Origin of the sequence: Caloranaerobacter ferrireducens (assembly GCF_001730685.1) — a bacterium.
GTDB lineage: Bacteria > Bacillota > Clostridia > Tissierellales > Thermohalobacteraceae > Caloranaerobacter > Caloranaerobacter ferrireducens.
In genome coordinates, this window is the sequence record NZ_MDJR01000001.1 from 275,254 (window position 1) to 299,660 (window position 24,407).

25 protein-coding genes are annotated in these 24,407 nt (G+C 28.9%); 20 read left to right on the top strand and 5 right to left on the bottom strand.

Annotation, left to right across the window (positions count from 1 at the left end):
• Positions 1 to 170 precede the first annotated feature (170 nt).
• The 4 genes from BFN48_RS01330 to BFN48_RS01345 all read left to right on the top strand — a co-directional run bounded on the left by BFN48_RS01330 (position 171) and on the right by BFN48_RS01345 (position 2,684).
• Positions 171 to 815 (top strand): phosphatidylserine decarboxylase family protein, encoded by a 645-nt coding sequence (locus tag BFN48_RS01330; protein ID WP_069649078.1) that lies wholly within the window; start codon positions 171 to 173, stop codon positions 813 to 815.
• Positions 805 to 1,320, top strand: coding sequence for a CDP-diacylglycerol--serine O-phosphatidyltransferase (gene pssA, locus BFN48_RS01335; protein ID WP_069649079.1), 516 nt, complete (start codon positions 805 to 807; stop codon positions 1,318 to 1,320). The genes BFN48_RS01330 and pssA overlap by 11 nt, the downstream gene beginning before the upstream one ends.
• A gap of 87 nt (positions 1,321 to 1,407) precedes the next feature.
• Positions 1,408 to 1,959 (top strand): DUF6648 family protein, encoded by a 552-nt coding sequence (locus BFN48_RS01340; protein ID WP_069649080.1) that lies wholly within the window; start codon positions 1,408 to 1,410, stop codon positions 1,957 to 1,959.
• 113 nt (positions 1,960 to 2,072) lie between these two features.
• Positions 2,073 to 2,684 (top strand): DUF4397 domain-containing protein, encoded by a 612-nt coding sequence (locus BFN48_RS01345; protein ID WP_242863189.1) that lies wholly within the window; start codon positions 2,073 to 2,075, stop codon positions 2,682 to 2,684.
• Positions 2,685 to 2,730: 46 nt separating this feature from the next.
• Here the strand turns inward: BFN48_RS01345 and BFN48_RS01350 are convergent, their stop codons facing one another.
• Complete coding sequence (locus BFN48_RS01350; RefSeq protein WP_069649082.1) at positions 2,731 to 3,288, bottom strand: hypothetical protein; 558 nt, start codon at positions 3,286 to 3,288, stop codon at positions 2,731 to 2,733.
• Between the two features lie 159 nt (positions 3,289 to 3,447).
• Here BFN48_RS01350 and BFN48_RS01355 point away from each other — a divergent pair, with 159 nt between their 5' ends.
• The 6 genes from BFN48_RS01355 to BFN48_RS01380 all read left to right on the top strand — a co-directional run bounded on the left by BFN48_RS01355 (position 3,448) and on the right by BFN48_RS01380 (position 9,261).
• Complete coding sequence (locus BFN48_RS01355) at positions 3,448 to 4,434, top strand: RluA family pseudouridine synthase (RefSeq protein WP_242863190.1); 987 nt, start codon at positions 3,448 to 3,450, stop codon at positions 4,432 to 4,434.
• A gap of 81 nt (positions 4,435 to 4,515) precedes the next feature.
• Entirely contained in the window at positions 4,516 to 4,953 is a 438-nt protein-coding gene (locus BFN48_RS01360; protein WP_278287281.1) for a CBS domain-containing protein, read from the top strand.
• 85 nt (positions 4,954 to 5,038) lie between these two features.
• Complete coding sequence (locus BFN48_RS01365; protein ID WP_069649085.1) at positions 5,039 to 6,703, top strand: nucleoside kinase; 1,665 nt, start codon at positions 5,039 to 5,041, stop codon at positions 6,701 to 6,703.
• Between the two features lie 349 nt (positions 6,704 to 7,052).
• On the top strand, positions 7,053 to 7,970 hold the full coding sequence (gene glsA, locus BFN48_RS01370; RefSeq protein ID WP_069649086.1) for a glutaminase A: 918 nt from the start codon (positions 7,053 to 7,055) through the stop codon (positions 7,968 to 7,970).
• A 172-nt stretch (positions 7,971 to 8,142) separates the two neighbouring features.
• Positions 8,143 to 8,604 carry an NUDIX domain-containing protein gene (locus BFN48_RS01375; protein ID WP_069649087.1) on the top strand — a complete coding sequence of 154 codons (462 nt, stop codon included), beginning with the start codon at positions 8,143 to 8,145 and terminating at the stop codon, positions 8,602 to 8,604.
• Between the two features lie 132 nt (positions 8,605 to 8,736).
• A complete protein-coding gene (locus BFN48_RS01380) occupies positions 8,737 to 9,261 on the top strand; it encodes a GerMN domain-containing protein (RefSeq protein WP_069649088.1) in 525 nt (174 codons plus the stop codon).
• 22 nt (positions 9,262 to 9,283) lie between these two features.
• Here BFN48_RS01380 and rodA read toward each other — a convergent pair whose 3' ends face one another.
• Together rodA and BFN48_RS01390 are read right to left on the bottom strand one after the other, a co-directional pair.
• Positions 9,284 to 10,432: a rod shape-determining protein RodA gene (gene rodA, locus BFN48_RS01385; protein WP_069649089.1), complete on the bottom strand. Its 1,149-nt coding sequence runs from the start codon at positions 10,430 to 10,432 to the stop codon at positions 9,284 to 9,286.
• Positions 10,433 to 10,522: 90 nt separating this feature from the next.
• Positions 10,523 to 11,932 (bottom strand): aminotransferase class V-fold PLP-dependent enzyme, encoded by a 1,410-nt coding sequence (locus BFN48_RS01390; RefSeq protein WP_069649090.1) that lies wholly within the window; start codon positions 11,930 to 11,932, stop codon positions 10,523 to 10,525.
• A 146-nt stretch (positions 11,933 to 12,078) separates the two neighbouring features.
• On the opposite strand from BFN48_RS01390, the gene BFN48_RS01395 reads away from it, so the two are divergent.
• The 4 genes from BFN48_RS01395 to BFN48_RS01410 all read left to right on the top strand — a co-directional run bounded on the left by BFN48_RS01395 (position 12,079) and on the right by BFN48_RS01410 (position 17,263).
• Complete coding sequence (locus BFN48_RS01395) at positions 12,079 to 12,888, top strand: 5'-methylthioadenosine/S-adenosylhomocysteine nucleosidase family protein (protein WP_069649091.1); 810 nt, start codon at positions 12,079 to 12,081, stop codon at positions 12,886 to 12,888.
• A complete protein-coding gene (locus BFN48_RS01400; RefSeq protein WP_207644681.1) occupies positions 12,839 to 13,855 on the top strand; it encodes an SPL family radical SAM protein in 1,017 nt (338 codons plus the stop codon). Before BFN48_RS01395 ends, BFN48_RS01400 begins: the two co-directional genes overlap by 50 nt.
• Positions 13,856 to 13,866: 11 nt before the next feature.
• Entirely contained in the window at positions 13,867 to 14,691 is an 825-nt protein-coding gene (locus BFN48_RS01405) for a deoxyribonuclease IV (protein ID WP_069649092.1), read from the top strand.
• Positions 14,692 to 14,878: 187 nt separating this feature from the next.
• Positions 14,879 to 17,263, top strand: coding sequence for a heavy metal translocating P-type ATPase (locus tag BFN48_RS01410; RefSeq protein WP_069649093.1), 2,385 nt, complete (start codon positions 14,879 to 14,881; stop codon positions 17,261 to 17,263).
• A gap of 33 nt (positions 17,264 to 17,296) precedes the next feature.
• On the opposite strand, the gene BFN48_RS01415 is transcribed toward BFN48_RS01410, so the two are convergent.
• Both BFN48_RS01415 and BFN48_RS01420 read right to left on the bottom strand, forming a co-directional pair.
• Positions 17,297 to 17,491 (bottom strand): capping complex subunit for YIEGIA, encoded by a 195-nt coding sequence (locus BFN48_RS01415; protein WP_069649094.1) that lies wholly within the window; start codon positions 17,489 to 17,491, stop codon positions 17,297 to 17,299.
• 23 nt (positions 17,492 to 17,514) lie between these two features.
• The gene (locus BFN48_RS01420; protein ID WP_069649095.1) at positions 17,515 to 18,414 is read right to left on the bottom strand and encodes a YIEGIA family protein; all 900 of its coding nucleotides are present in this window, start codon (positions 18,412 to 18,414) and stop codon (positions 17,515 to 17,517) included.
• A gap of 280 nt (positions 18,415 to 18,694) precedes the next feature.
• On the opposite strand from BFN48_RS01420, the gene BFN48_RS01425 reads away from it, so the two are divergent.
• The 6 genes from BFN48_RS01425 to BFN48_RS01450 all read left to right on the top strand — a co-directional run bounded on the left by BFN48_RS01425 (position 18,695) and on the right by BFN48_RS01450 (position 24,405).
• Positions 18,695 to 19,432 carry a ZIP family metal transporter gene (locus BFN48_RS01425; RefSeq protein ID WP_069649096.1) on the top strand — a complete coding sequence of 246 codons (738 nt, stop codon included), beginning with the start codon at positions 18,695 to 18,697 and terminating at the stop codon, positions 19,430 to 19,432.
• Between the two features lie 302 nt (positions 19,433 to 19,734).
• Positions 19,735 to 20,310, top strand: coding sequence for a signal peptidase I (lepB, locus tag BFN48_RS01430; RefSeq protein WP_069649097.1), 576 nt, complete (start codon positions 19,735 to 19,737; stop codon positions 20,308 to 20,310).
• 25 nt (positions 20,311 to 20,335) lie between these two features.
• On the top strand, positions 20,336 to 21,460 hold the full coding sequence (gene queG / locus BFN48_RS01435; protein ID WP_069649709.1) for a tRNA epoxyqueuosine(34) reductase QueG: 1,125 nt from the start codon (positions 20,336 to 20,338) through the stop codon (positions 21,458 to 21,460).
• Positions 21,461 to 21,586: 126 nt separating this feature from the next.
• Positions 21,587 to 22,633 carry an L-threonine 3-dehydrogenase gene (tdh, locus tag BFN48_RS01440; RefSeq protein ID WP_069649098.1) on the top strand — a complete coding sequence of 349 codons (1,047 nt, stop codon included), beginning with the start codon at positions 21,587 to 21,589 and terminating at the stop codon, positions 22,631 to 22,633.
• 23 nt (positions 22,634 to 22,656) lie between these two features.
• A complete protein-coding gene (locus tag BFN48_RS01445; RefSeq protein ID WP_069649099.1) occupies positions 22,657 to 23,844 on the top strand; it encodes a glycine C-acetyltransferase in 1,188 nt (395 codons plus the stop codon).
• 279 nt (positions 23,845 to 24,123) lie between these two features.
• On the top strand, positions 24,124 to 24,405 hold the full coding sequence (locus tag BFN48_RS01450) for a DUF503 domain-containing protein (RefSeq protein ID WP_069649100.1): 282 nt from the start codon (positions 24,124 to 24,126) through the stop codon (positions 24,403 to 24,405).
• The last annotated feature ends 2 nt before the right edge of the window (positions 24,406 to 24,407 follow it).

The window sequence follows — 24,407 nt, forward strand, 5'->3', positions numbered from 1 at the left end:
TATTTTTGTTTGTTGCTTTATTATAAATGGTTTACAATTTGATTATACTCTATGTTTTGATATATAATAAATAGACATATGTTTATAATGACTATGGTAGAAAACTTGTGCACTTGTGAATTACAAAAGAACATTATTATATAAATTTAAACAACAGAAAGGGGTCTAAAATGAGGAATTTTATTATTTCACCTGATGGATTTCCTTATATTTTATTATTGTTAGCTATTACTATTTTAACTGGATTTATAAGTATATATGCGGCAATTATACCATTTATTTTTTTGATATTTGTAACATTCTTTTTTAGAAATCCGCCTAGAAAAATAAAAAAAGACGATAAAATTATTTTATCACCAGCAGATGGTAAAATTCTAAGCATAACTGAAATTAATGAAGATGACTATCTTAAATGTAAAGCTGTTAAAGTAAGTATTTTTTTATCTTTATTTAATGTGCATGTAAACCGAACTCCAATATCAGGTAAAGTTGAATATATAAACTATAGACCAGGAAAGTTTTTACCTGCTTTTAAAAGCCATGCTTCTGAAATTAATGAGAGAAACACTGTAGGACTAAACAATGGGAATATTAAAGTTTTAGTACATCAGATTACTGGTTTTATTGCAAGGCGAATAGTTAGTTGGGTTAAAATAGGAGACGTTGTAGAGCAAGGTCAGCTTTATGGCCTAATTAAGTTTGGTTCATGTACAGAAGTTGTAATTCCAATGGATAAAGTAGAATTAAAAGTTAAGGAAGGCGATGTCGTAAAAGGTGGAATAACAGTAATTGGAGTGATTAAAGATGAAAATTAAAGGGTATATCCCAAATTTATTTACTTTTTTAAATCTGTCATTAGGAATATTAGCAATATTGTATATTATTCAAGATAACTATTATATTTCTTCTTTGCTTATTTTATTAGCAGCTTTATTAGACAGATATGATGGTAAAATAGCAAGAAAGTTTAATGCAACTTCAAGTATAGGTAAAGAATTAGATTCTCTGTGTGATTTAATTTCGTTTGGAGTTGCTCCAGCAATATTAATTTGGCATAGTCAACTTATTGATATAGGTGTTTTAGGTATAATAATAACAATTCTATTTGCTATTGCTGGAGCTTACAGGTTAGCGAGATATAATGTTATAGATTTTGATGGTATATATATCGGAATACCGATAACTTTATCAGGCGGTATATTGGCTATAACTTCTTTATATACAATAAAGTATGAGCTTAACGTATATGTTTTAATATTTTTAATGTTAACATTATCATATGCTATGGTAAGCAGTAAAATAAAATTAAAAAAGAGGTAAATTATTACTGATAAGATGTTTTTGAATTATGGTATAATTAATATGTAATTACAGTTTAAACAGCAATTATTAGATAGGGTGTTAGTTGTGGCATATTGTAAAAGAGAAAGTTTATTTGATAAGTTTTTTAATCATAGAGATGCACTTATTATTCAATATATTAATGGTGATATAACTAAAAGAGAATTTTTAAAATTAAATTTTGAATATATACAAAAAATGAATGTTAAACCATTTAGTAGGATAGATAGTTTTGAAAAAGGTATGTATAATTATCAGTACTATAATATGTTGGCGAAATATTATTACATGACGGCAATGGATATAAAAAAAAGAAATAGGCATTTTGATTATTATAGAGCTTGTATTGATGAAGCGAATTATTATTATAATTTAAAGGACAGAGCTACATTAAAACTACTTAGGTTTTTAAAATTTCAAAATGTAGAGGCATATTTTATTAAAGTACAGTCTAAGTTTCTTAAGGATAAGTTATATGAAATAGATTTAAAGGATTATGAAAATGCAATTTTACATTCTAAAAGTCCATGGCTTTTAAAAATTCTTAAAGATGAAGGGGTTTTTTTGGAAGGCGTAAGAAAATCACTAATTGATAGTTATATAAATGAAAAATATTAGTTGCAAAAATTTACCTACTGCATATATTGTACTAGCAGTAGGTAAATTCTTTTTTAGGGAGATGATTTTAGATGTATGAATGGGGTTATAATCCAAATTTTTGCTACAATCCTATGAATAGGATGCATTCATACGTACGTTTTTTACATGCTTCTCCAGGCACATCTAATATAGATATTCTAATGAATAACAAAGATGTATCTACAAATCTTTCTTATAAAGATTTTACAGAATATTTTCCTGTTTATCATGGTAGATATAATATTAAAGTTTTTCCAGCAGGTAACAGAACTAAGGTTTTAATCGATACAGATATAAATATTCCGCCAGGTTCTATTTTTACTGTATCGGTTATTGGAAAGTTAGAAGATATATCTTTATATCCTATTTTAGATCCGAGATTGCCTATACCGATGGGAAAAGTATGTTTAAGATTTATCCATTTATCACCAGATACACCACCAGTAGATGTTAGACTTTCTAATGGTGCTGTTCTATTTTCTAATATAGGTTATAAGCAAATAACAAATTATATTTTGTTAGCTCCTGCAACCTATAGTTTTGATATTTATTTAGCAGGAACTAATAAAAGGATTTTATATGTTCCAAATGCATCGTTAACATCAGATAAGTTTTATTCAATATATTTTGTAGGGTTGTCAAGGCAAGAGCCACCATTACAAGTATTAATACCATTAGATGGAAATTCATATCTTAGATTTTAGCTGACTAAAATTAAGGAGCCTAAGTAATATTAATATTACTTAGGCTCTAAATTGCTCCTGCAATAATTTTTATTATTTTATCTAATGAGCTATTACTTTCAATTTTAAAGCTACCTGCTTTAAGTTTTGTATCTAGTTTTAATTCTTTAGCTCTGTTTAAAAATTCGGTTTTGCTGTCAATTAAACCTTCTCTTAATAATATTTCAGCAATAGTAGGACCTAAAGAACCTTTTGGTATGTCAATAACAACTATTTTAGTATTTTGTGTATCGTTTAAATTTGTATCTTTGTCTGATTTATTAGAATCTATTTGGTTATCTTGATTATCATTTTGTGTTGAATTATTTATTTCAGTATCATCTATCGGATTCTCTGATATATTTTTTTCAGACATATCTATAGAAGTATTTTCGTTAATAGATGTAATATTACTATTATTTGTATCTTCAGAGCTAATTATTGGAGTTTTTACTATGTTGTCTGCAAATAGAATATCTAATCTCCAACCGATAATTCCAATAACTATAACTATTACTCCAATTACTATTATATAATCTATGATATCGTATAGAAAGTCTTTAAATTTTTCGATAAAATTGTTCAATTTAGTCACCCCAAATATTATTTTCTAACAAAATGATATCATATTAGGTGGTATAATTTCAATAAATAGAACTGATATGGATTTGTAATTTGTTGACAATTGAAAGAAATAATGTTTAAATAGAGAAAATAATATAGATAATTTTAGCTTATTCTACAAATGAGAAAGGAGACGATTATGAAAGAGGTAATAATAAGTAAAAATGAAAGTAATCAAAGATTAGATAGATTTTTAAAAAAATATATGCCTAAAGCTTCTAAAGGATTTATATATAAGATGCTGAGAAAAAAAAGAATAAAGCTAAATGGTAAGAAAGCAAAACCAAGTGTCGTTCTTAAAGAAGGAGATGTGTTAAGTTTATATTTAGCTGAAGATACTATAAATAAATTTAAGGAAGAAATTAAAATAGAAAACAATAGAGTAGATATAGATATAGTATATGAGGATGAAAATATTATTTTAATAAATAAACCTAAAGGATTATTATCACATTCTGATAGAGTAGACAGTAAAAATGATGTTGTAAATATGTTAATAAGTTATTTATACAGTAAAGGTGAATATAATCCTAATGAGGAAAAGACTTTTGCACCATCTATATGTAACAGACTAGATAGAAATACAAGTGGAATTATAATTGGAGCTAAAAACTTTACAGCATTACAATTAATTAATAAGGCTATAAGAGAGAAAAAAATAAAAAAATATTATAAATGTATTGTTAAAGGAAAAATAGAGAAAGATTTTAATATAAAAGGATATATGTTAAAGGATGCGAAAAAAAATAAAGCAAATATTTTTCAAAACTATGTAAATGGAGCAAAAATGATTGAAACAGGGATAAAAGTTTTGAAAAGCAATGATAAATATAGTTTACTTGAGATAAATTTGATTACTGGAAGAACACATCAAATCAGAGCTCATTTATCTTATTTAGGGCATCCTATTATTGGAGATATAAAATATGGAGATATTACTACAAACAGATTTTTCAAGGAAGAATATAATTTAGATAGCCAGTTTTTACATTCATATAAAATAGAATTTAATGGATTAGATGAGTACTTATCATATTTAAATGGTAAAAGTTTTACTGCTAAATTAGATGAGTTATATAAAAAAATTATTAAAGAATTATTTGGTTGATACAAAATACATGTAGAATTTTTTGATACGTTTAAAAAATAATTTTTTTGCATATCCTAATTGTGAGTAATCACAAGGAGGGTGAAAAGTTTGAAAGTAAGAGAAGTAATGACTACTAATGTTTCAGTTGCTAGGGAAAACAGTACTATAAAAGAAGTAGCAGACCAGATGAAAAGTTTAAACGTTGGTTCTATTCCAGTATGTGACAGTTCTAACAGACCTATTGGTATAGTAACAGATAGAGATATTGTTGTTAGAGGATTAACATCTGGAAGAGACAATTCTGCACCTGTATCGAGTGTTATGACAAGAAATGTAGTTTCTGTTTCTCCAGATACAGATATCCACGAAGCAGCAAGAATTATGGCTGATAATCAAATCAGACGACTTCCTGTTGTTGAAAATGGTAAACTTGTAGGTATATTATCAATTGGTGACCTTGCTGTAAGAGATATATATGTGAATGAAGCAGGAGATGCACTATCAAGTATTTCAGAACCAAGTAGACCAATGAAATAGTTCCTGTTTACAGGAACTATTTTTTTGAAGTATGTTATATACTTAATTGTTTGGGTATTAAATATAATGTTAAGGGGGGAATAAAATGGTAGAAAAGATTAAAGTTAAATTAAAAGGTATAGGAGAATTTACTTTTAATAAAGGTATAAAAATTATTGAGATAATAAAATTAATAAAAGCAGATGATGAAAAAAAGTATTTAGGTGCTATAGTTGAGAATGAAGTAAGACACTTAGAGTATCCTTTAATAAGTGACTGTAGTGTTGAGCTTTTGGATATTACTCATAAAGATGGATTGAGGATATATTCAAGAACTCTTTCTTTTATTTATATAAAGGCCTGTAAAGATTTATTTGAAGATGCCAATATAACAATAGAACATTCATTGAGCAAAGGGCTTTATAGTGAAATACATAAAGATAATAATCTTACATTAGATGATGTAAAAAAGATAAAAACTAGAATGCAGGAGATTATTAGTAAAGATATAAAAATAAAAAGAGAATTGATTAGTATTGATAGAGCAATACAAATTTTCACAAAGCAGAAAATGGTTGATAAGGTAAATTTAATAAAAAACTTAAATAAAGATAAAATGCATTTATACAGTTTAGAAGATTATTATGATTCTTTTTATGGTTATCTAACACCTTCAACTGGATATATCAATAGTTTCGATTTAATATATTATCATCCTGGAATAATAATAATGTTTCCAAGAAAAGAAAGTAATTTTAAAATCCCTAAGTTTGAGCAGCAGAATAAATTAGCCAAAGTTTTTAAAGAAGCAGAAACTTGGGGAGATATTTTAGATATAGGATATGTTAGTAATTTAAATGAAAGAATATTAAATGGTACTATAGAGAATATAGTTTTAATATCTGAAGCATTACATGAGAAAAAGATTGCATATATAGCAGATAAGATAGCCGAAGACGAAGATAAAAGAATAATCCTAATAGCTGGACCATCCTCATCTGGTAAAACTACTTTTGCACAAAGACTATCGATTCAATTGCAGACTAGCGGAAAAAAGCCTATCTCTATTTCATTGGATGATTATTTTGTCGATAGAGAGAATACTCCTAAAGATGAAAATGGAGAGTATGATTTTGAATCGATTGAAGCGATAGATATTGAAAAATTTAATGAAGATTTATTAAGGCTTATTGCTGGTGAAGAAGTACATTTGCCAACATATAATTTTATTAAAGGAGTAAGAGAATATAGAGGCAGGATACTAAAAATAGAAAAGGATCAACCAATAATAATAGAAGGGATTCATGGTCTTAATGATAAATTGACTTCAGCTATACCTAAAAATAATAAGTTTAAGATTTATGTAAGTGCATTGACTCAGCTTAATATTGATTCACATAATAGAATCCCAACTACTGATTTAAGACTTATAAGAAGAATTGTAAGAGATAGTAAATATAGAGGAAATGATGCTGAGAAGACTCTTGGGTTATGGGATTCTGTTAGAAGAGGAGAAGAAAGAAATATATTTCCATTTCAAGAACAAGCAGATGTTATGTTTAATTCAGCTTTAGTATATGAATTAGCAGTATTAAAAAAATATGCGATACCTTTATTGGAGAAGGTTAGTAGAGATGTACCATATTATGCAGAAGCTAAAAGATTATTAAAGTTTTTAAGTTATTTTAAAGATATAGATGATGAATCAATAATTCCAAATACTTCCATTTTAAGGGAGTTCATTGGAGGTAGTTGTTTTAGAAAGGAATAGTCCTATTGATAATCTCTGAGTTTGTAGACAAAATAAATTATATATGAAAATAACACTCATGCGAAAGAATTTAGAAAAAACTAAAGGTTCAAATTCTTAGAAAATCCTAACGCACCTAATCAAGACGTTCTGTCTTGTAGGATGCTGGTTTGACATCCTGTCAAACCTACGGATTTTCTTTAAAATTTTCACCTAGTTTTTTAACTAAATTCTTTCAAGCATTCACTTTTATTTTCATAAATATTTAAAAAGGTAAGGTTGTCAACAGTCTGAGGAATAGTCCTATTGACTATTCTTTTTATTTGTACTATCTTTATTATGTGTATAATAAAGATAGGAGATGAGATAATTGAATGAATTACTAAATAGAATAATAGAAAGTAATAGAGAGATAACTAGTAAAGGAAAGGTAGCTACATATATACCTGCATTAAGTAAAGCAAATCCAAAGCATTTAGGAATTTGTGTAGCTGACATGCAAGGTAATATTTATACTGCAGGTGAATATAATGTTAAATTTACACTACAGAGTATTTCGAAAACGATTTCCTTAATGTTAGCTATAATGGATAATGGAGAAGAAGAAGTATTCAAAAAAGTTGGAATGGAACCTACAGGAGATGCATTTAATTCAATAGTAAAACTAGAAATGATAAACCCATCAAAACCACTAAATCCGATGATTAATGCAGGAGCAATTGCAATAGCATCTTTAATAAAAGGGAAAGATGGAGAGGAGAAATTTCAAAGGCTACTTAGTCTTTTTAAAAAAATAACTGGTAATGAGGATTTAAAAGTTAATGAAGAAGTATATTTATCTGAAAAAAGAACAGGTGATAGAAATAGGTCTATGGCTTACTTTATGAGAGATGTTGGAATATTAGAAGGGGATGTAGAGGAAATTCTTGATGTATATTTCAAGCAGTGTTCAATAGAAGTAGATTGTGTCGATGTAGCTAAGATAGGACTTTTCTTAGCTAACAAAGGAAGAGTACCACACACATCTGAAAAGATAGTTTCTGAGCATATAGCTAGAATAGTTAAGACATTTATGGTTACTTGCGGAATGTATAATGCATCAGGTGAGTTTGCGATAAAAGTTGGAGTTCCAGCTAAAAGTGGGGTTGGTGGAGGAATTATGGCTGCAGTACCTCATAAAATGGGTATTGGTGTATATGGACCAGCATTAGATGAAAAAGGTAATTCTATAGGTGGGTACGAAGTATTAAAAGAATTGTCTAGAGAGTTAAACTTGAGTATTTTTTAGAAAGATTTCCTGATTAAGCAGGAAATCTTTTTTTATACGCCGAAATCATTAGAAGAATCAGAATATACAGAAAATTTTTGTTTAAAATAGATATGTAAACTTATGTACTTTTATGGAGTATATTTCATAAATTAATTCTATAAAGATAATTTAAAGATAGTAGGTGATAAATTTGAAAAAATTTTATGAAATTAAAGGACATAGTGGAGACATTAAAATTTTTTTATCAGAAGAAGCTAAAAATAATCTAGAGGATTCAAATGGAGCTTTAGTAGTACTATTTTATAATGGGAATTTAGTTATGACCTATCATCCTAAGAGAAGAGGATGGGAATTTCCTGCTGGTACAAGAGAAGAAGGAGAAACTGTATTAGAGTGTGCTACTAGAGAGACTTATGAAGAAACGGGAGCTGAGTTATCAGAAATACAATCTATTGGGTATTATACAGTACAAAGAGAAAATGAGATATTAAAATATGCTATATTTATAGGGAAAGTTGAGAAGTTTAATCCTAAGCCGAGATGGAGTGAAACGGATTTGGTAAAATTATTTGATAGATTGCCAGAAAACATATCTTATGACGATGATGTATATAGCATAATAATAGATTACATTAAAAATTACAAAGAATAAGGCTACTAGCTCAAATGAGCTAGTAGTTTTTGTATGCCTAGTACCTAGTACCTAAAATATTAACATAAACTAAAGAAAAAGTGGTATAATTAAATAAAGATAAAGAGTTAGCTTGTGATTGGAGGTATATTTATGATAAAGAAATTCTCAGTTATTGTACTGGTTATTCTAATGATATTTAATCTAGCTGCCTGTAGTCAGGGAAATAAAGATATAGATAACAATAAAAAAGATGTTGAGGAAATAAAAGAAAAAGATATAACATTATATTTTGCTGATGATAAGCTTATGAATTTAGTAGCAGAGAAAATAAAGGTACAAATAGACCAAGAACCATTAGAAGAAATTATTTTAACTAAGCTTAAACAAGGTCCTAAAAATGAAAAACTTAGAAGAACGATAGCTCCACATATACAGATACTAGGAGTAGAGGTTGTTGATAGCATTGCTAAAGTTAATATTTCTAGCAGTGGATTACATGGTGGTTCAACAGAAGAAGTATTTTTTATTGCATCTATTGTAAAGTCGTTAACAGAGCTAGATTATATAGATAAAGTACAGTTTTTAGTTGATGGTAAGAAAGTAGAAAGTTTGATGGGACATATTTATGCTAAAGAGCCTTTTACAAGAGAATCAGTTGAAAATATTATAAGTTAAAAAGGGATGTTTTAAGCATCCCTTAAAAATTTAGTTTGTCCCTTCTCATTCCAATACTGAGAACTAATCCAATGCTTATTAGATTTGCCAATAAGAAAGTACCACCATAACTAATGAAAGGTAAAGGTATACCTGTTACAGGCATCAATCCCATTGTCATTCCTATGTTTTCTATAATGTGAAAAGTAATCATTGAAGCTATACCTATAACTATCAAAGATCCCATAAGGTCTTTGGAGTTTTTGGCGATTACTATAAGTCTATATAACATAATAAAGTAAAGCAAAAGTAAAATAAGTCCTCCTATTAATCCTAACTCTTCACCAATTACAGCAAATATAAAATCGGTATGTTTCTCAGGTAGAAAGCCATACTGTGTTTGTACTCCATGGAAAAGACCTCTACCAAGTATTTTACCAGAACCAATTGCTATTTTTGATTGTATAACCTGATAACCTGATCCCATTGCATCACGACTAGGATCAATAAAAACTCTAATACGCTCTTTTTGGTAATCCTTTAGTAAAAACAACCATAAAATAGGAAAGCTTAGTAGTCCAGAACCAGCAGCATACAAAATATATTTTATATCGAGACCTGCTACAAATAACATTATTAAGATGAAAAACATAAAAACAGTGGCTGTCCCAAAATCAGGCTGCATAAGAATTAATGCAACCGGGGTTAAAGAAAACATAAGTATTTTGGATAATGTAAAAAGGTCATTAATTTTTTCTCTATTATTGTCTATAAACTTTGCTACGGAGATTATAATACCTATTTTAACAATCTCTGAAGGTTGGAAACTAAAACTTCCAATAGATAACCAGCTTCTAGCACCCCAAGCTTCTTCACCAGTTCCAAACAGTAAAACTGCTATTAATAAAAGATTACAGAATCCATATATTAAAAGATATAATCTACCAAATGTGTCATAATTAAATAAGATTAAAATAAATATAGCTATTAAACCTAATACAAATGAAGTGATTTGAGTTTTAAGAAAAGGGTTTTTAATAAGTTGTTTTAACAAGTTTATGCCTAATTGTATATCGCTTCCTTTAGTTTTAGAAGTTGCGCTTGCAATTACTATGAAACCATATATACATAATAAAACTATTGTTATAAATAATATATAATCAAACTTTCTCCAAAGTTTTCTTTCTAACATATTTTAGCTTTTCCTTTCTCTTAAGTTATTTTAAGCTATCTAAATTATATCATATATTTAATATACATAAAATAACTCTAATCTTTCATATTACAAATTAAAGTCATTAAACATATTTTCTGGAAGAATACTAGGTTGGTATTCATTAATTTTTTTATTATATATATACTCTTTTATAATACTATTTTTGTTACTGATAATATATTCTAATTTTTCAATAAAACTATCTATTTCTTCCAAATTATTATACATTCCGAAACTTACTCTAACTAAGCCAGGTGTATTTTTTAAATTACCCATTAGTAATTCCTTTTGGAGTTTTGCTATTTCTTCTTGACTAAGTCCTAGTAGATAATGAATATATGGATGGGCACAAAAACAACCATTCCTAACTCCTATTCCACCTTCATAAGATAGTAATGAAGCCAATAGATTGTGAGGTATGTTTGATACATTAAAAGTAACTACTCCAACCATGTCTTCAGACTGTTTAAAAACAGAGTAAATTTTTATATTAGGAAGAGCTTTAAGTTTATTTAGTAAATGGGTTGTTAATATTTTTTCATGTTCTTTTATGTTTTCCATTCCTATTTCTTCTAATACTTTGATTATTTGTATAAGTGCAACGGCACCGACAACATTAGGAGTACCTGCTTCTTCTTTGTCTGGTAAGTTAGCCCAAATCTGATTATATTTTGTTACGCTTATAATTGTTCCTCCTCCTACGTATTCAGGTGAACCTTCTTTAAATATTTTTCTAGGGCCAATTAGAACTCCTGTGCCAAATGGTGCATACATTTTATGAGCTGAAAAAGCTAGAAAGTCAATATAATCATCATCTTTATATCCTTTCATATTGATTTTCCTGTGAGGGATAAGTTGAGCAGCATCTACAAGTATCATAGCTCCATATCTGTGACTAAGTGAAGCGATATAATGAATATCATTTACATAGCCAGTTACATTTGAAGCTCCTGTAACGGTAACTAATTTTACTTTACCTTTATGGGTTTTTAATTTTATCTCTAGATCGTCTAGGTCAAGTCTACCATCTTTAAGTAGATTTACATGTAGTGTCTTAGCTTTATTTCTCCAAGGCAAATCATTAGAATGATGTTCCATTAAAGTAGTAATTACTATGTCTTCTTTAGAGAGAGCTAATCTATATGAGAGCTTATTTATTGCTTCTGTTGTATTTTTAACAAAAATAGATACGTTTTTTTCTTTATCACAATTAACAAAATCTAAAACTATTTCATGTGCTTTGTCATAAATCTCAGTTGATATTTTAGATTTATATCCAGTTCCTCTGTGGATACTTGAATACCATAGTAAAAATTCGTTTATTTTATCTTGAACTGGCTTAATGGTTGGAGTACTTGCTGCATTGTCAAAATTGATATATCTAGCCTTTTTACCATTCCTTAAGATTACCTTTTTATCTAAACCTACAACATATTTACGAATATTTGATATAGTATATGTTTTGCTTTGAAACATAAAAATCCCCCTTTAGATAATAAATTGAAAAAATAAACTATTATGAGCGTTATGTATATTATTCATTTTATGAAGATTTAGTTTGATTGACACTTAAGGTTTTATGCTATAATGCTATATATAGTACTTAATTTAGGGTGATAGTTATGTTATATTTTATTTGTGCATTTTATAATGAAGCAAAACCAATAATAAATTTTTATAAATTAAAAAGGGTTAATGAAAATAAGTTTTTTCAAGTTTTCGAAAATGAAGATATAAAGTTAATCATATCTGGTATAGGCAAAATAAATTCTGCAATAGCTTTAGCACATATTGTTTCTAAATATGGTATTTCTGATGAAGATATTATTATAAATATAGGTATTTGCGGAAGCAGAAGTAGAGAAATTGGAGAGGTAGTACTTGTAAATAAAATTCATGATATTGAAACAGGCAGAGACTATTATCCTGATATATTGATTAACCATCAATTTGAAGAAGGTACTTTAGAGACTTTTTCAAAACCAGTGGTTGATTTTGATATAAAAGATATATGTGATATGGAGGGAAGTGGTTTTTTTAAGGCTTCATCAAAGTTTTTTTCTCCTCACCAAATTCAGCTTGTAAAAATCGTTTCTGACCATTTAGATGGCGTAAGATTGACAAGCGAATTTGTTGAGAATCTGATAGAAAAAAATATTTTAACAATAGATGATTACATAAATAAAATGAAAAACAGTTTCGTAAAAAAGGATTTACTTAATGCTTGGGATAAAAAAATGATAGATAAGATAAGCTTAATACTTAATTTAACAGAAAACCAAAAAATTCAGTTTAACAAGGCTTATATTGGATATAAAATAAGGGAAAGTAAAAGTCCAGAATTTATAAAAAATATACTTAACGTAAGGGTGCAAGATAAAAATGAAAGTAAAAGAGAGTTCAAGAAACTTATCAACAAGCTTTATGAATAGTTTTTCACACATATATGTAGAAAAAGAAGTTTTAAATCATCATATAACCTTAGAAATATTAAGTAAATTTCCAAACAGCAAGGTAGTAGAAATAGAAAATTACAAAGATGTTTTCAACAGACCAAGACAAAATTTTATAATTCAAAAAAAGTCCCCTAAATTGATATTGGCTAAAAAAACTAGTAACTGTTTGTATGAAGGTTCATCTTTATGTGAAGATTTTGGAGAAACTTCATTTTATTATTCTTCAAATATATTTAATTGTATTTATAATTGTGAATATTGCTATTTAAGAGGTTTGTATTCATCTTCTAATATTGTAATTTTTGTTAATATAGAAGATTTTTTTGAAGAAATCAATAAAACAATTAAAGATAAAAGAGCATATATATGTATTTCATACGACTCAGACATATTAGCTTTTGAGAATATAACTGGTTTTGTAAGAAAATGGATTGAATTTGCAAGTAAGCATAATAATTTACTTATAGAGATAAGAACTAAGAGCAGCAATTTTAGAAGCATTAAAGATTTAGAAATACCAGCAAATGTTATATTTGCTTGGACTCTATCGCCTCAAGAAATAATTGATAATTTTGAATATAAGACACCTAGCCTTACTGCAAGGCTAAATGACATAAAGTTAGCTATTTCAAAGGGTTTAAAAGTAAGGATATCTCTTGAACCTATCATGAAAATTAAAGGGTTTGAAGCGATTTATGGTAAATTTATAGATAAAGTATTTACAGAAATGCCATCAGAGGCTATAAGAGATGTTAATATTGGAGTATTTAGAATGAGCGAAGAACATATAAAGAGGCTAAGAAGGTTAGATAAATATTCGAAAGTGTTCGGGTATGATTTTAAGAAGGAAAACGGAGTTGTAAGTTATTTTGATGAAGAATATTTAAGAAGTTTTGTAAGAAAAAGATTAATTAACTATATTGATAAAAAGAAGATATATTAGAGGTGATATTAATGTTTTTAGGATGTCATTTGACGATTTCTAAAGGTTATTCAAAGGCTGCAGAAGTTGCAATTAGCATAGGAGCTAATACTTTTCAGTTCTTTACAAGAAATCCTAGAGGTGCAAAAGCAAAAGCACTAGATATGGAGGATATAAAGAAATTTGAAAATATATTAAATGAACATAAATTTGGTCCATTAGTAGCTCATGCTCCATATATACTTAATCTTGCTTCTCATAAAGAAGATACTTGGAATTTAGCAAAAAGAGTGATTAAAGAGGATTTAGAGAGATTAGAAAGTATTCCTTGTCCATATTTTACATTTCACCCAGGGAATCATCTTGGTAAGGGGATAGACTATGGAATAGAAAGAATAGCTCAAGGACTTAATGAGATAATTACAGGCAATGAAAATACTATGATTTTATTGGAGACAATGTCTGGAAAGGGAACAGAGGTAGGCTATACATTTGAGCAAATAAAGAATATAATTGATAAAGTGAAATACTCTGAACTGATAGGAGTTTGTTTAGATACTTGCCACATATATTCAGCAGGGTATGATATAGTTAATGAACTGGATAATGTTTTAGAAGAGTTTGATAAAATTATAGGTATTGATAAACTAAAAGCTATACATCTAAATGATAGCATGAAAGAGTTTGGCAGTAGGAAAGACAGACATGAAAAAATAGGAAAAGGAACTATAGGGCTTGAAGCCATTTTAAACGTATTAAATCATCCTCAGCTAAAAGATTTACCATTTATTTTAGAAACTCCTAATGAGCTTGAGGGATATAGGGATGAGATAAAGTTATTAACTGAAAAAGAGTAAATTATATAGTTATGAAATTAATCCTCGGGTAGATAACCCGAGGATTTTAAATTTATTATTTACATTCCAGAGGATTTTTTTAAATCAAAAAATATAGTTGTATTTTCGAAAAAAAGGGTATATAATAATACACAGATGAACATATGAATAGTTGTTCATATATAAAGGTATGTAAAGGGGTGTTTGAATGAGCAAAAAAATTCGAAAAGAATTGATATTAGAAGGTTTAGATTGTGCAAGTTGTGCAGCTAAAATAGAAACAAAAGTAAATGAATTAGCTGATGTTAAGATAGCTAATCTAAATTTTGTTACTAAAACTTTAACTATTGAATTATTTGATGAAAATAAAATAGAATCGGTTATTTTAGAAACTAAGGATATTGTAAAAAAATTTGAACCTCATGTAATTGTTAAAGAAAAAATTATAGAAAAAGTATCAAAAAAGGTATTAGTATTAATGGGGCTTATGTGTGCTAGCTGTTCAGCTAAAATTGAATCAAAAGTAAAACAAATAAAGGGAGTAAAAAATGCTTATATAGATTTTACCGCTGGAAAATTAATTATTGAGGCTAATAAAAAAGATTTAAATAGAATAACGAAAGAAGCAGTAGAAATAATAAAGAAAATAGAACCAGAAGTAGATGTAATTGATGAAAGTAAAAACAATAAAAAACATAAAGGACATTCTCATGAACATGGACATAGTCACTCTCATGGAGAAGGAGATAATAAAAAAGAGCTTATAAGATTATTAATAGGAGCAGCATTTTTTGGTATTGCTATAATTTTTAAATTTTCATTTTGGGTTGAGTTTATACTATTTCTTATGAGTTATATATTAATAGGAGGAGAAATATTATTAAGAGCAGGTAAAAATATATTAAGAGGTCAAGTATTTGATGAAAACTTTTTAATGGCTGTAGCAACAATAGGAGCTTTTGCAATAGGAGAGTTTCCAGAAGGTGTAGCAGTTATGCTGTTTTATCAAGTTGGAGAATTTATGCAAGATATAGCTGTTAATCGTTCTAGAAAATCTATTGCAGAGCTTATGGATATAAGACCAGACTATGCAAATCTTAAAGTTGGAGAAGATATAAAGAAAGTATCGCCAGATGAAGTTAATATTGGGGATATAATTGTGGTAAAACCTGGTGAAAGAGTTCCACTAGATGGAATAGTTGTGGAAGGTAAATCTATGGTAGATACATCTGCACTAACAGGTGAATCTATGCCAAGAGAGGTTAACGTTGGAGATGAAATATTAGGTGGATTCATTAATAAGAATGGTCTTTTATCTATTAAAGTAACTAAGGAATTTGGAGAGTCTACTGTATCTAAAATACTTGATTTAGTTCAAAATGCAAGTAGCAAAAAGGCTCCAACTGAGAACTTTATAACAAAATTTGCAAGATATTATACGCCTGTAATAGTGTTCGGTGCTTTAGCTTTAGCTATTATTCCTCCACTTGTAATTGAAGGTGCTACATTTTCAGAATGGATTTATAGAGCACTTGTATTTTTAGTAATATCATGTCCTTGTGCTTTAGTTGTATCTATACCATTAGGGTTCTTTGGAGGTATAGGAGGAGCATCTAAGAGAGGAATTCTTGTAAAAGGTGGAAACTATTTAGAAGCTTTAAATAATGTAGATACTGTAGTATTTGATAAAACAGGTACTTTAACTAAAGGGGTATTTAAAGTTACTGAAATAAAAGAAAAAAATGGTATTTCTAGAGAGCAGTTATTGGAATTTGCTGCATATGCAGAAAGTTATTCTAATCATCCTATTGCAGTTTCGATTTTAAAGGAATATGGAAAAGAAGTAAATAAGGATGATATAGAAAGCTATGATGAAATTTCCGGACATGGAATTAAAGCAGTTGTAAAAGGTAAAGTTGTAATTGCAGGAAATGATAAATTAATGAAAAAAGAGAATATTGATTATGAAAGTGTCGATGCAGCAGGAACTATTGTTCATATAGTAATAGATAAAAAATATGCAGGTTATATCATTATTTCAGATGAAATAAAAGAGGATTCTGAAAGATCTATAAGAGAATTAAAAGCTATTGGCGTAAATAAAACAGTGATGCTTACTGGTGATAATAAAAAAGTAGCTGATAGCGTAGGTAAAAAGTTAGGGTTAGATAAAGTTTATGCAGAGCTTTTACCTCAACATAAGGTAGAATTGGTTGAAATGCTGGAAAAAGAGAGACAAACTAAAGGTAAGTTAATATTTGTTGGAGACGGTATAAACGATGCACCAGTTCTTGCAAGAGCTGATATAGGAGTAGCGATGGGTGGATTAGGCTCAGATGCAGCTATTGAAGCAGCAGATGTAGTACTTATGACTGATGAGCCATCAAAACTTGTTACTGCGATTAGGGTTGCAAAAAGAACTAGAAAAATAGTATGGCAAAACATAGTATTTTCATTAGGTGTTAAAGGAATAGTATTACTTTTAGGTGCATTAGGATATGCTACAATGTGGGCAGCAGTATTTGCAGATGTAGGTGTTGCTTTAATAGCAGTATTAAATGCAATGAGAGTTTTAAATGTAAATAATATTTAATTAGTATACCTCGGGCTTCATGCCCGAGGTATTTTATTCTTGGGTTATTATAATAACTCCATTAGCTAGACCATAAATATTACCTGCTAATACTCTACCTAGTTCAGAAGCTATTTTCTCTTGAGATTCTTTGTCCTTGGCTAAAAAAGTAGGAGCACTTGAATGAATTACTAAATTTTTGTCTAGAGTAACAACAGCTAATATACTTCTTGTTTGACTTTCTTTCATTTATATTAAACTCTCCTTTGATTTTATTTAGTTTTTTCTTGTCTTTTTTTATTCATTTCAAGTATAGGAACATTAAGAATAATTTCTTTTAACTTATCTATATCTTTAACAATGGGAACAATAACTAAAGCTAATTCTCCCGTATCAAAATTTCTTCTAGTAGCTACATATCTTTCAAGTCCAAGTAGTCTAGAACATTCATGAATAATGGCTGTTCTCTGCCCTTGATGATTCAATATTATTTTTTCATTATCACCTTTAGGTTTTAATATAACACCAATTCCGTTTTTTAATATTCTTTCTCTAGTAGCAGATAAACCCACATTCATTACAAAAATGTCTCCAACATATAAATTTGCTCCATCTTTAAATTTAAGAGGGGCTTCTTCTATAGTAATAATATCCTTTAATGTATGTCCTTTAGTGTATTGTTTAAGAAGAAATGCAACAATAAAGCCAATTACTGTTGCAAGAATTAATATTATGGAATTTGTTTTGATATATTTTCTTATCATGAATGCAGATATTGTAGTTGTGAGCGAAACAATCATAACAATATAATTTCTGGCCTCAAACGTTTTAGCTATGCCATCTATATAAGATTCACCTCTAGGAGCATAACTATCTCTTTCAAGTGAATGAAGAGTTTCTTTTTCCATTTTTCTAATATCTCTAAATTGCTGTATAGCTAAGGCTAAAAAAGTTACAGCAACGTAGTTCTTACCCAATAGAGCTGGATAAGCAACTGCTCCAATAGCTGCTGCTATGAAGCCTGTTGTTAAATGAATTAAATATCCATTTGGGAAAGTAGGGTATTGTCTTACATCTCCTCTGAGCATCCACCATCTACTTATAAAGCCTACTAAGATACCTATAGATATAAATAGTAAAACATGTAATTCAAGAAGATGATTTTGTTGCATATTAATTCCCCTTAACTTATAATCTATAGGAAATTATATTCCTTACTAAACTATGGATAATTTTAAATATAATTTCCGTAATGGATATGGGCAAAATCTTCCTTAATTTATTTGAATTGAAGATTTTGTTCTTTTTTTGTTATTTTTTTCAACAATAAGTTTTAATATACATTTGCTATTTAGAAAATTACATCAAATAAGTTTACTTTCATGTTTTACATATGAATAAACTTATTTGTATAAAAAGATAATATATATATGGTTAACAGGAGGGATTTAAGTGCAAGGAATATTAGTGAGTATATTGGTAGGTTTATGCACTGGATTAGGAGCATTACCTTTTTTGTTTATAAAAAAAGTTCCACAAGCTTTAAAGGATGGGCTTCTAGGTTTTGCTGGAGGGATTATGGTATTTGCAAGTTCTTTTAATTTAATACAGCCAGCTTTAGAAAAAGGCAACTTAATAAGTGTTATTGGAGGTATAATAATAGGTACACTATTATTAACTTTTATAGAATATTTTGTTCCTCATACACATACAAAAAACTATAAGGAAAATGATAATGGTAGCGTGCTAAAAAAAAATATACTTTTAGCAATAGCGGTTGCCATTCATAATGTACCAGAAGGTTTTGCTATAGGAGTTGGATACGGAACTGGTAATATGAGTACAGGTCTAAATTTAGCATTAGCCATAGGAGTTCAGAATATTCCAGAAGGGTTAGTTGTTGCTGCACCATTAATTGAAGGGGGATATCCGAGAGGTAAAGCACTACTTTTTTCTTTTTTAACAGGGATAGGAGAACCTATTGCTGCTGCTATAGGTTTTTTTGCTGCAAGATTAACAGATAAGTTACTTCCATTAATATTATCAATTGCTGCGGGAGCTATGTTTTATGTAGTATCGCATGAATTAATACCAGAAAGTCACTGTAATAATAATGAGATGTTAGCTACATATGGGTTTATTATAGGGTTAATACTTATGATAATATTTAGAACTGTTATTGGAGAGTAGAGATACTCTCTTTTTTTATAATCTATAGGAAATTATATACCTTATTAAACTGCGGATAATTCTTAATATAATTTCCGTAATTACATTGTAGTTGATTTTAAATCGAAGATTTTGTTCATTAAATTGAATTTTTTTCAAGCTATTCGAATATTGTTTAAAAGGGTCTATACAATTTCAATTAACAATAACCAAACATTATTAAAAGTTATTAAAAGTTCCAATTATAATATAGCCAAGAATAGGCAAAACTTTAAAATAGTATTTAAAGTTAGGAAAAAACACAAGTAATAGGAAGTGGTGTTATGATTAATAAAAATAAAATCAATATTTTTACTGATTGCTTAAAAATTATATTTATTACATTGGTAACAACTATTTTAATTGAGAAGTATATAATAGGCATTACTTTAGTAAAAGGAGGATCTATGCTAAATACAATTAATAATAATGATAGGTTGCTTATTAATAAGTTATCATATATTTATAAAAAACCTTCACGTGGAGATATAATTATTTTTAAACCACCACTAAAGAATCGGAAAGGTGAACTATTTATTAAGAGAGTTATTGCTGTAGAAGGTGATGAGTTTAAGATTGTAGGTAATCATGTATATATAAATGATGAACTTTTGATAGAAGAATATATTAGTGATGAAAAATACATAGAAAGAGATTATAATATTTTACAGGGGATTGTACCTAAAGGATATGTTTTTGTTTTAGGTGATAATCGAAATAACAGTAATGACAGCAGAACTTTTGGATTTGTACCAATAAAAAATATCGTGGGAAAAGCAGTAACGAAGATATGGCCTATTAAGGGTGATACAACATTAGCGGTAGAGTATCCTAGAGATGGTGATGGAATAACTGATTGAAGGATGAGTACAAAGGATGGGTGCAATGGATTTAGAGAAGTTTGTAAAGGAAAAAGCAATAGAAGTTGGATTAGATATAATAGGTTTTTGTAGTGCAGAGCCATTTTATGAAATAAAGGAGTATTTAATACTTAGAAAACAGAAAGGATATGTAACAGAGTTTGAACCAAAAGATATAAAATTAAGAGTTAATCCTAAAGAAATTATGCCATCAGCTAAAACAATAATTACTGCTGGTCTTTCATATAATGTTGATTTCAAAACTAATATTGATACAAAGAATATTTTAAAAGGTAGACTTTCTAGATCTTCATGGGGAATTGATTATCACAATGTGTTATATAGAAAATTGGAATCATTAGCTAATTATATTAAAAAGGTCAAAAATATAGAATATAAAATTTTTGTTGATACTGGTACTCTAGTAGATAGAGAAATAGCTAAAAGAGCAGGAATAGGCTGGTATGGTAAAAACTGCTTGATAATAAATGATGAATATGGTTCTTTTATTTTTATTGGGTATATTGTAACTAATCTTGAGATTGAGGTTAATAGTGAATCTATTAGTAAGTGTGGGGATTGCAGGCTTTGTCTAGATGCTTGTCCAACCAAAGCACTAGAAGATGCTTATGTATTAAATCCTAAAAAATGTATTTCGTATCTTACTCAAACAAAAGAGAAAATTCCATATGAATTAAGAGATAAAATGAGTACTAAAATCTATGGGTGTGATACTTGTCAATTAGTTTGTCCGAAGAATAAGAATGCTAGAAAAGGTAAAACTAAAGAGTTTATTCCAAAAGTAACAGGTGGGTATTTAGATATTGTTGAAATATTTAATCTATCAAACAAAGAGTTTAAGAAGAAATACGGTCATATAACTGGAAGCTGGAGAGGAAAAAATATTTTAAAAAGAAATTGTGTTATAGCGTTAGGGAACTTAAGAGATAAAAGAGCTATAGAGTTATTATATAAAGCTTTAGAAGATTCAAGTCCAATGATTAGAGAGTATTCAGCATGGGCATTAATGAAAATAGATAGGAAACTAGGGAAAAAAATGTTACTATTACATTTAGAAAAAGAAAAATCAATAGAGGTCAAAGAAGAGATACATAAATTTATTGACTATTTTGATAGGATAACAGATTAATTATGTTAAAAATATGACAAAATATTAAAAATATTTGTCAATGAAGGAAAAATGGTTTTAAATGTGGTATATTAATATTGGTTATGTATTTTGATTTAATATATTATTTTTAGGGAGGTCAAGTATATGAACGGTAAAATGAAAGTTGTGTTAAAGGATAAACCTGGTGTTGGAGCAGTGCTTTCAGAAAAAGATATACCTAAAATAGGACCTAATGATGTTTTGGTTAAGGTTTTAGCGACTTCTATATGTGGTACTGATTATCATATTTATAGCTGGGATGAATGGTCACAAAAAAGGATTAAACCACCAAGAGTAATGGGCCATGAATTTGCTGGTGAAGTTGTAGAGATTGGTAGTAATGTAAAATCTGTAAAAGTTGGAGATATAGTTTCAGCTGAGACTCATATTGTGTGTGGAGTTTGTCCTCTTTGTACAACCGGTAATGCACATATCTGTGTAAACACGGAAATATTAGGTGTTGACACTGATGGTACATTTGCAGAATATGTAGCAATACCTGAAAGTAATGCTTGGGTAAATGATAAAGATGTTCCTGTAGAATTATTATCAATACAAGAACCATTAGGCAATGCAGTACATACTGTATTAGCTGGTGAGATTGTTGGAAAGAGTATTGCAGTTGTAGGTTGTGGACCAATAGGATTAATGGCAGTAGCTGTTGCAAAAGCTGCAAGTGCATCGAAAGTTATCGCTATTGAAGTAAATGAATACAGAATAGAATTGGCTAAGAAAATGGGAGCTGACGTTGTTATAAACCCAATCAAGGAAAACGTTATCGAGAGAGTGTTAGAGGAAACTTCTGGATATGGAGTAGATGTTGTTGCAGAAATGTCTGGTAATGTTATAGCAATACAACAGGCATTCAAATATATCAAATTAGGTGGAAGAATGTCATTACTTGGAATTCCTGCTAAAAATGTTGAGCTAGACTTTGCAAATGATATTATATTCAAAGGGATAACAATGCAAGGAATAGTTGGTAGAAGAATGTATGATACATGGTATCAAGTAAAAGGACTACTTGCTTCAGGCAACTTAAACCTTGAGCCTATAATTACTCATAAATTACCATTAGAAGAATTTGAAAAAGGTATGGAGTTAATGAAGAGTGGTAATTGTGGAAAGGTAGTATTGTATCCTAATAAATAATTTATATTTAAGGAGGTAAAAATATGAGTAATGTGCATGAGCTAACATTCTTGAAAGAAAAAATTCAAGAGCTAAAAGATCAAGGAGTTTATAGAAAATTACCGATATTAGAAGGAGCAAATGAAGCAGAGGTAATACTTAATGGTAAAAGAGTTATAAATCTTTCTTCTAATAACTATTTAGGTTTTGCAAATCATCCAAGACTTAAGAAAGCTGCAATTGAAGCAGTTGAGAAATATGGTGTTGGAGCAGGAGCAGTAAGAACTATAATAGGTAATATGGATTTACATGAGGAATTAGAAGAATTACTTGCTAAATTCAAAAGAGAAGAAGCAGCTATGGTATTCCAATCAGGATTCAATTGTAATGCAGGTACAATTCAAGCTATTACTGAAAAAGGTGACTTGATAGTATCTGACGAATTGAACCATGCAAGTATTATAGATGGTTGTAGATTGAGTAAGGCTGATAGAGCTGTATATAAGCACTCAGATATGGACAGCTTAGAAAAAGTTCTAAAAGAAAATAGAGATAAATATAGAAATATTTTAATTATTACTGATGGCGTATTCAGTATGGATGGAGACATAGCTAAACTTCCTGAAATAGTAGAACTTGCTGAAAAATATGAAGCTATGACTTATGTTGATGATGCTCATGGTTCAGGAGTTTTAGGTGAAAGTGGTAGAGGAACTGTTGACCATTTTGGTTTACATGGTAGAGTAGATTTCAGTATTGGTACATTATCAAAAGCTATTGGCGTTATTGGTGGTTATGTTGCAGGAAGCAAAACAATGCAAGAATGGTTAAATCATAGAGGAAGACCAATATTATTCAGTACTGCTTTACCACCAGCAGCAGTAGGAGCTATAATCGAAGCTATTAAAATGCTTATGGAAACTACAGAATACACTGATAGATTATGGAAAAACGCAAGATACTTCAAAGAAAAACTTGGTCAATTAGGATTTAATACAGGAAATAGTGAAACTCCAATAACTCCTGTAATAATTGGAGATGAAGCTAAGACAATGGAATTTAGTAGAAAGTTATTTGAAAATGGAGTTTTCGTATCAGGTATAGTATATCCAACTGTACCTAAAGGAACTGGTAGGGTAAGATGTATGGTAACTGCTGGACATACTGAAGAACAATTAGATAGAGCAGTTGCAGCGTTTGAAAAAGTTGGAAAGGAAATGAGATTACTTTAAAAATAAGGTGCAGGGTTCTGCACCTTTTATGTATAATTATGAAGATATTTTTTTATGGACTAGGTACTAGATACTGGGGGCTAGGTACTAGAATTAGAGAACAGGTAATAGGGGACAGATGACAGAAATAGAAAATTAAAAATTAAAAATGAAAAATTAGTAGTCTAATCTAGGACAATGAGGTCAGGCTTGAAAAAACACTAACAACTGTCGACTAAAGACTAAATGATTAAAGCGAATGGCGAAAAGCAAACGACGATAATTGCTTGAGGTGATTCTATGATTGTAGGAACTTGCAAAATAGATTTGTTCATATATGAAGCTAATTCATTGAAGGAAAAGAGGCATGTGATAAAAAGTCTTATAGGCAAAATACAGTCTAGATTTAATGTTTCAATAGCTGAGGTTGATTTGAATGATACTTGGAGAAAATCGGTTGTAGGGTTTGCGTGTGTTACAAATGATACTTCACATGCAAATAGTATAATTTCAAATGTAATAAATTTTATAGAAAATGATGGTAGGGTAGAAATTACAAATTATGATATTGAGATTTTATAGTT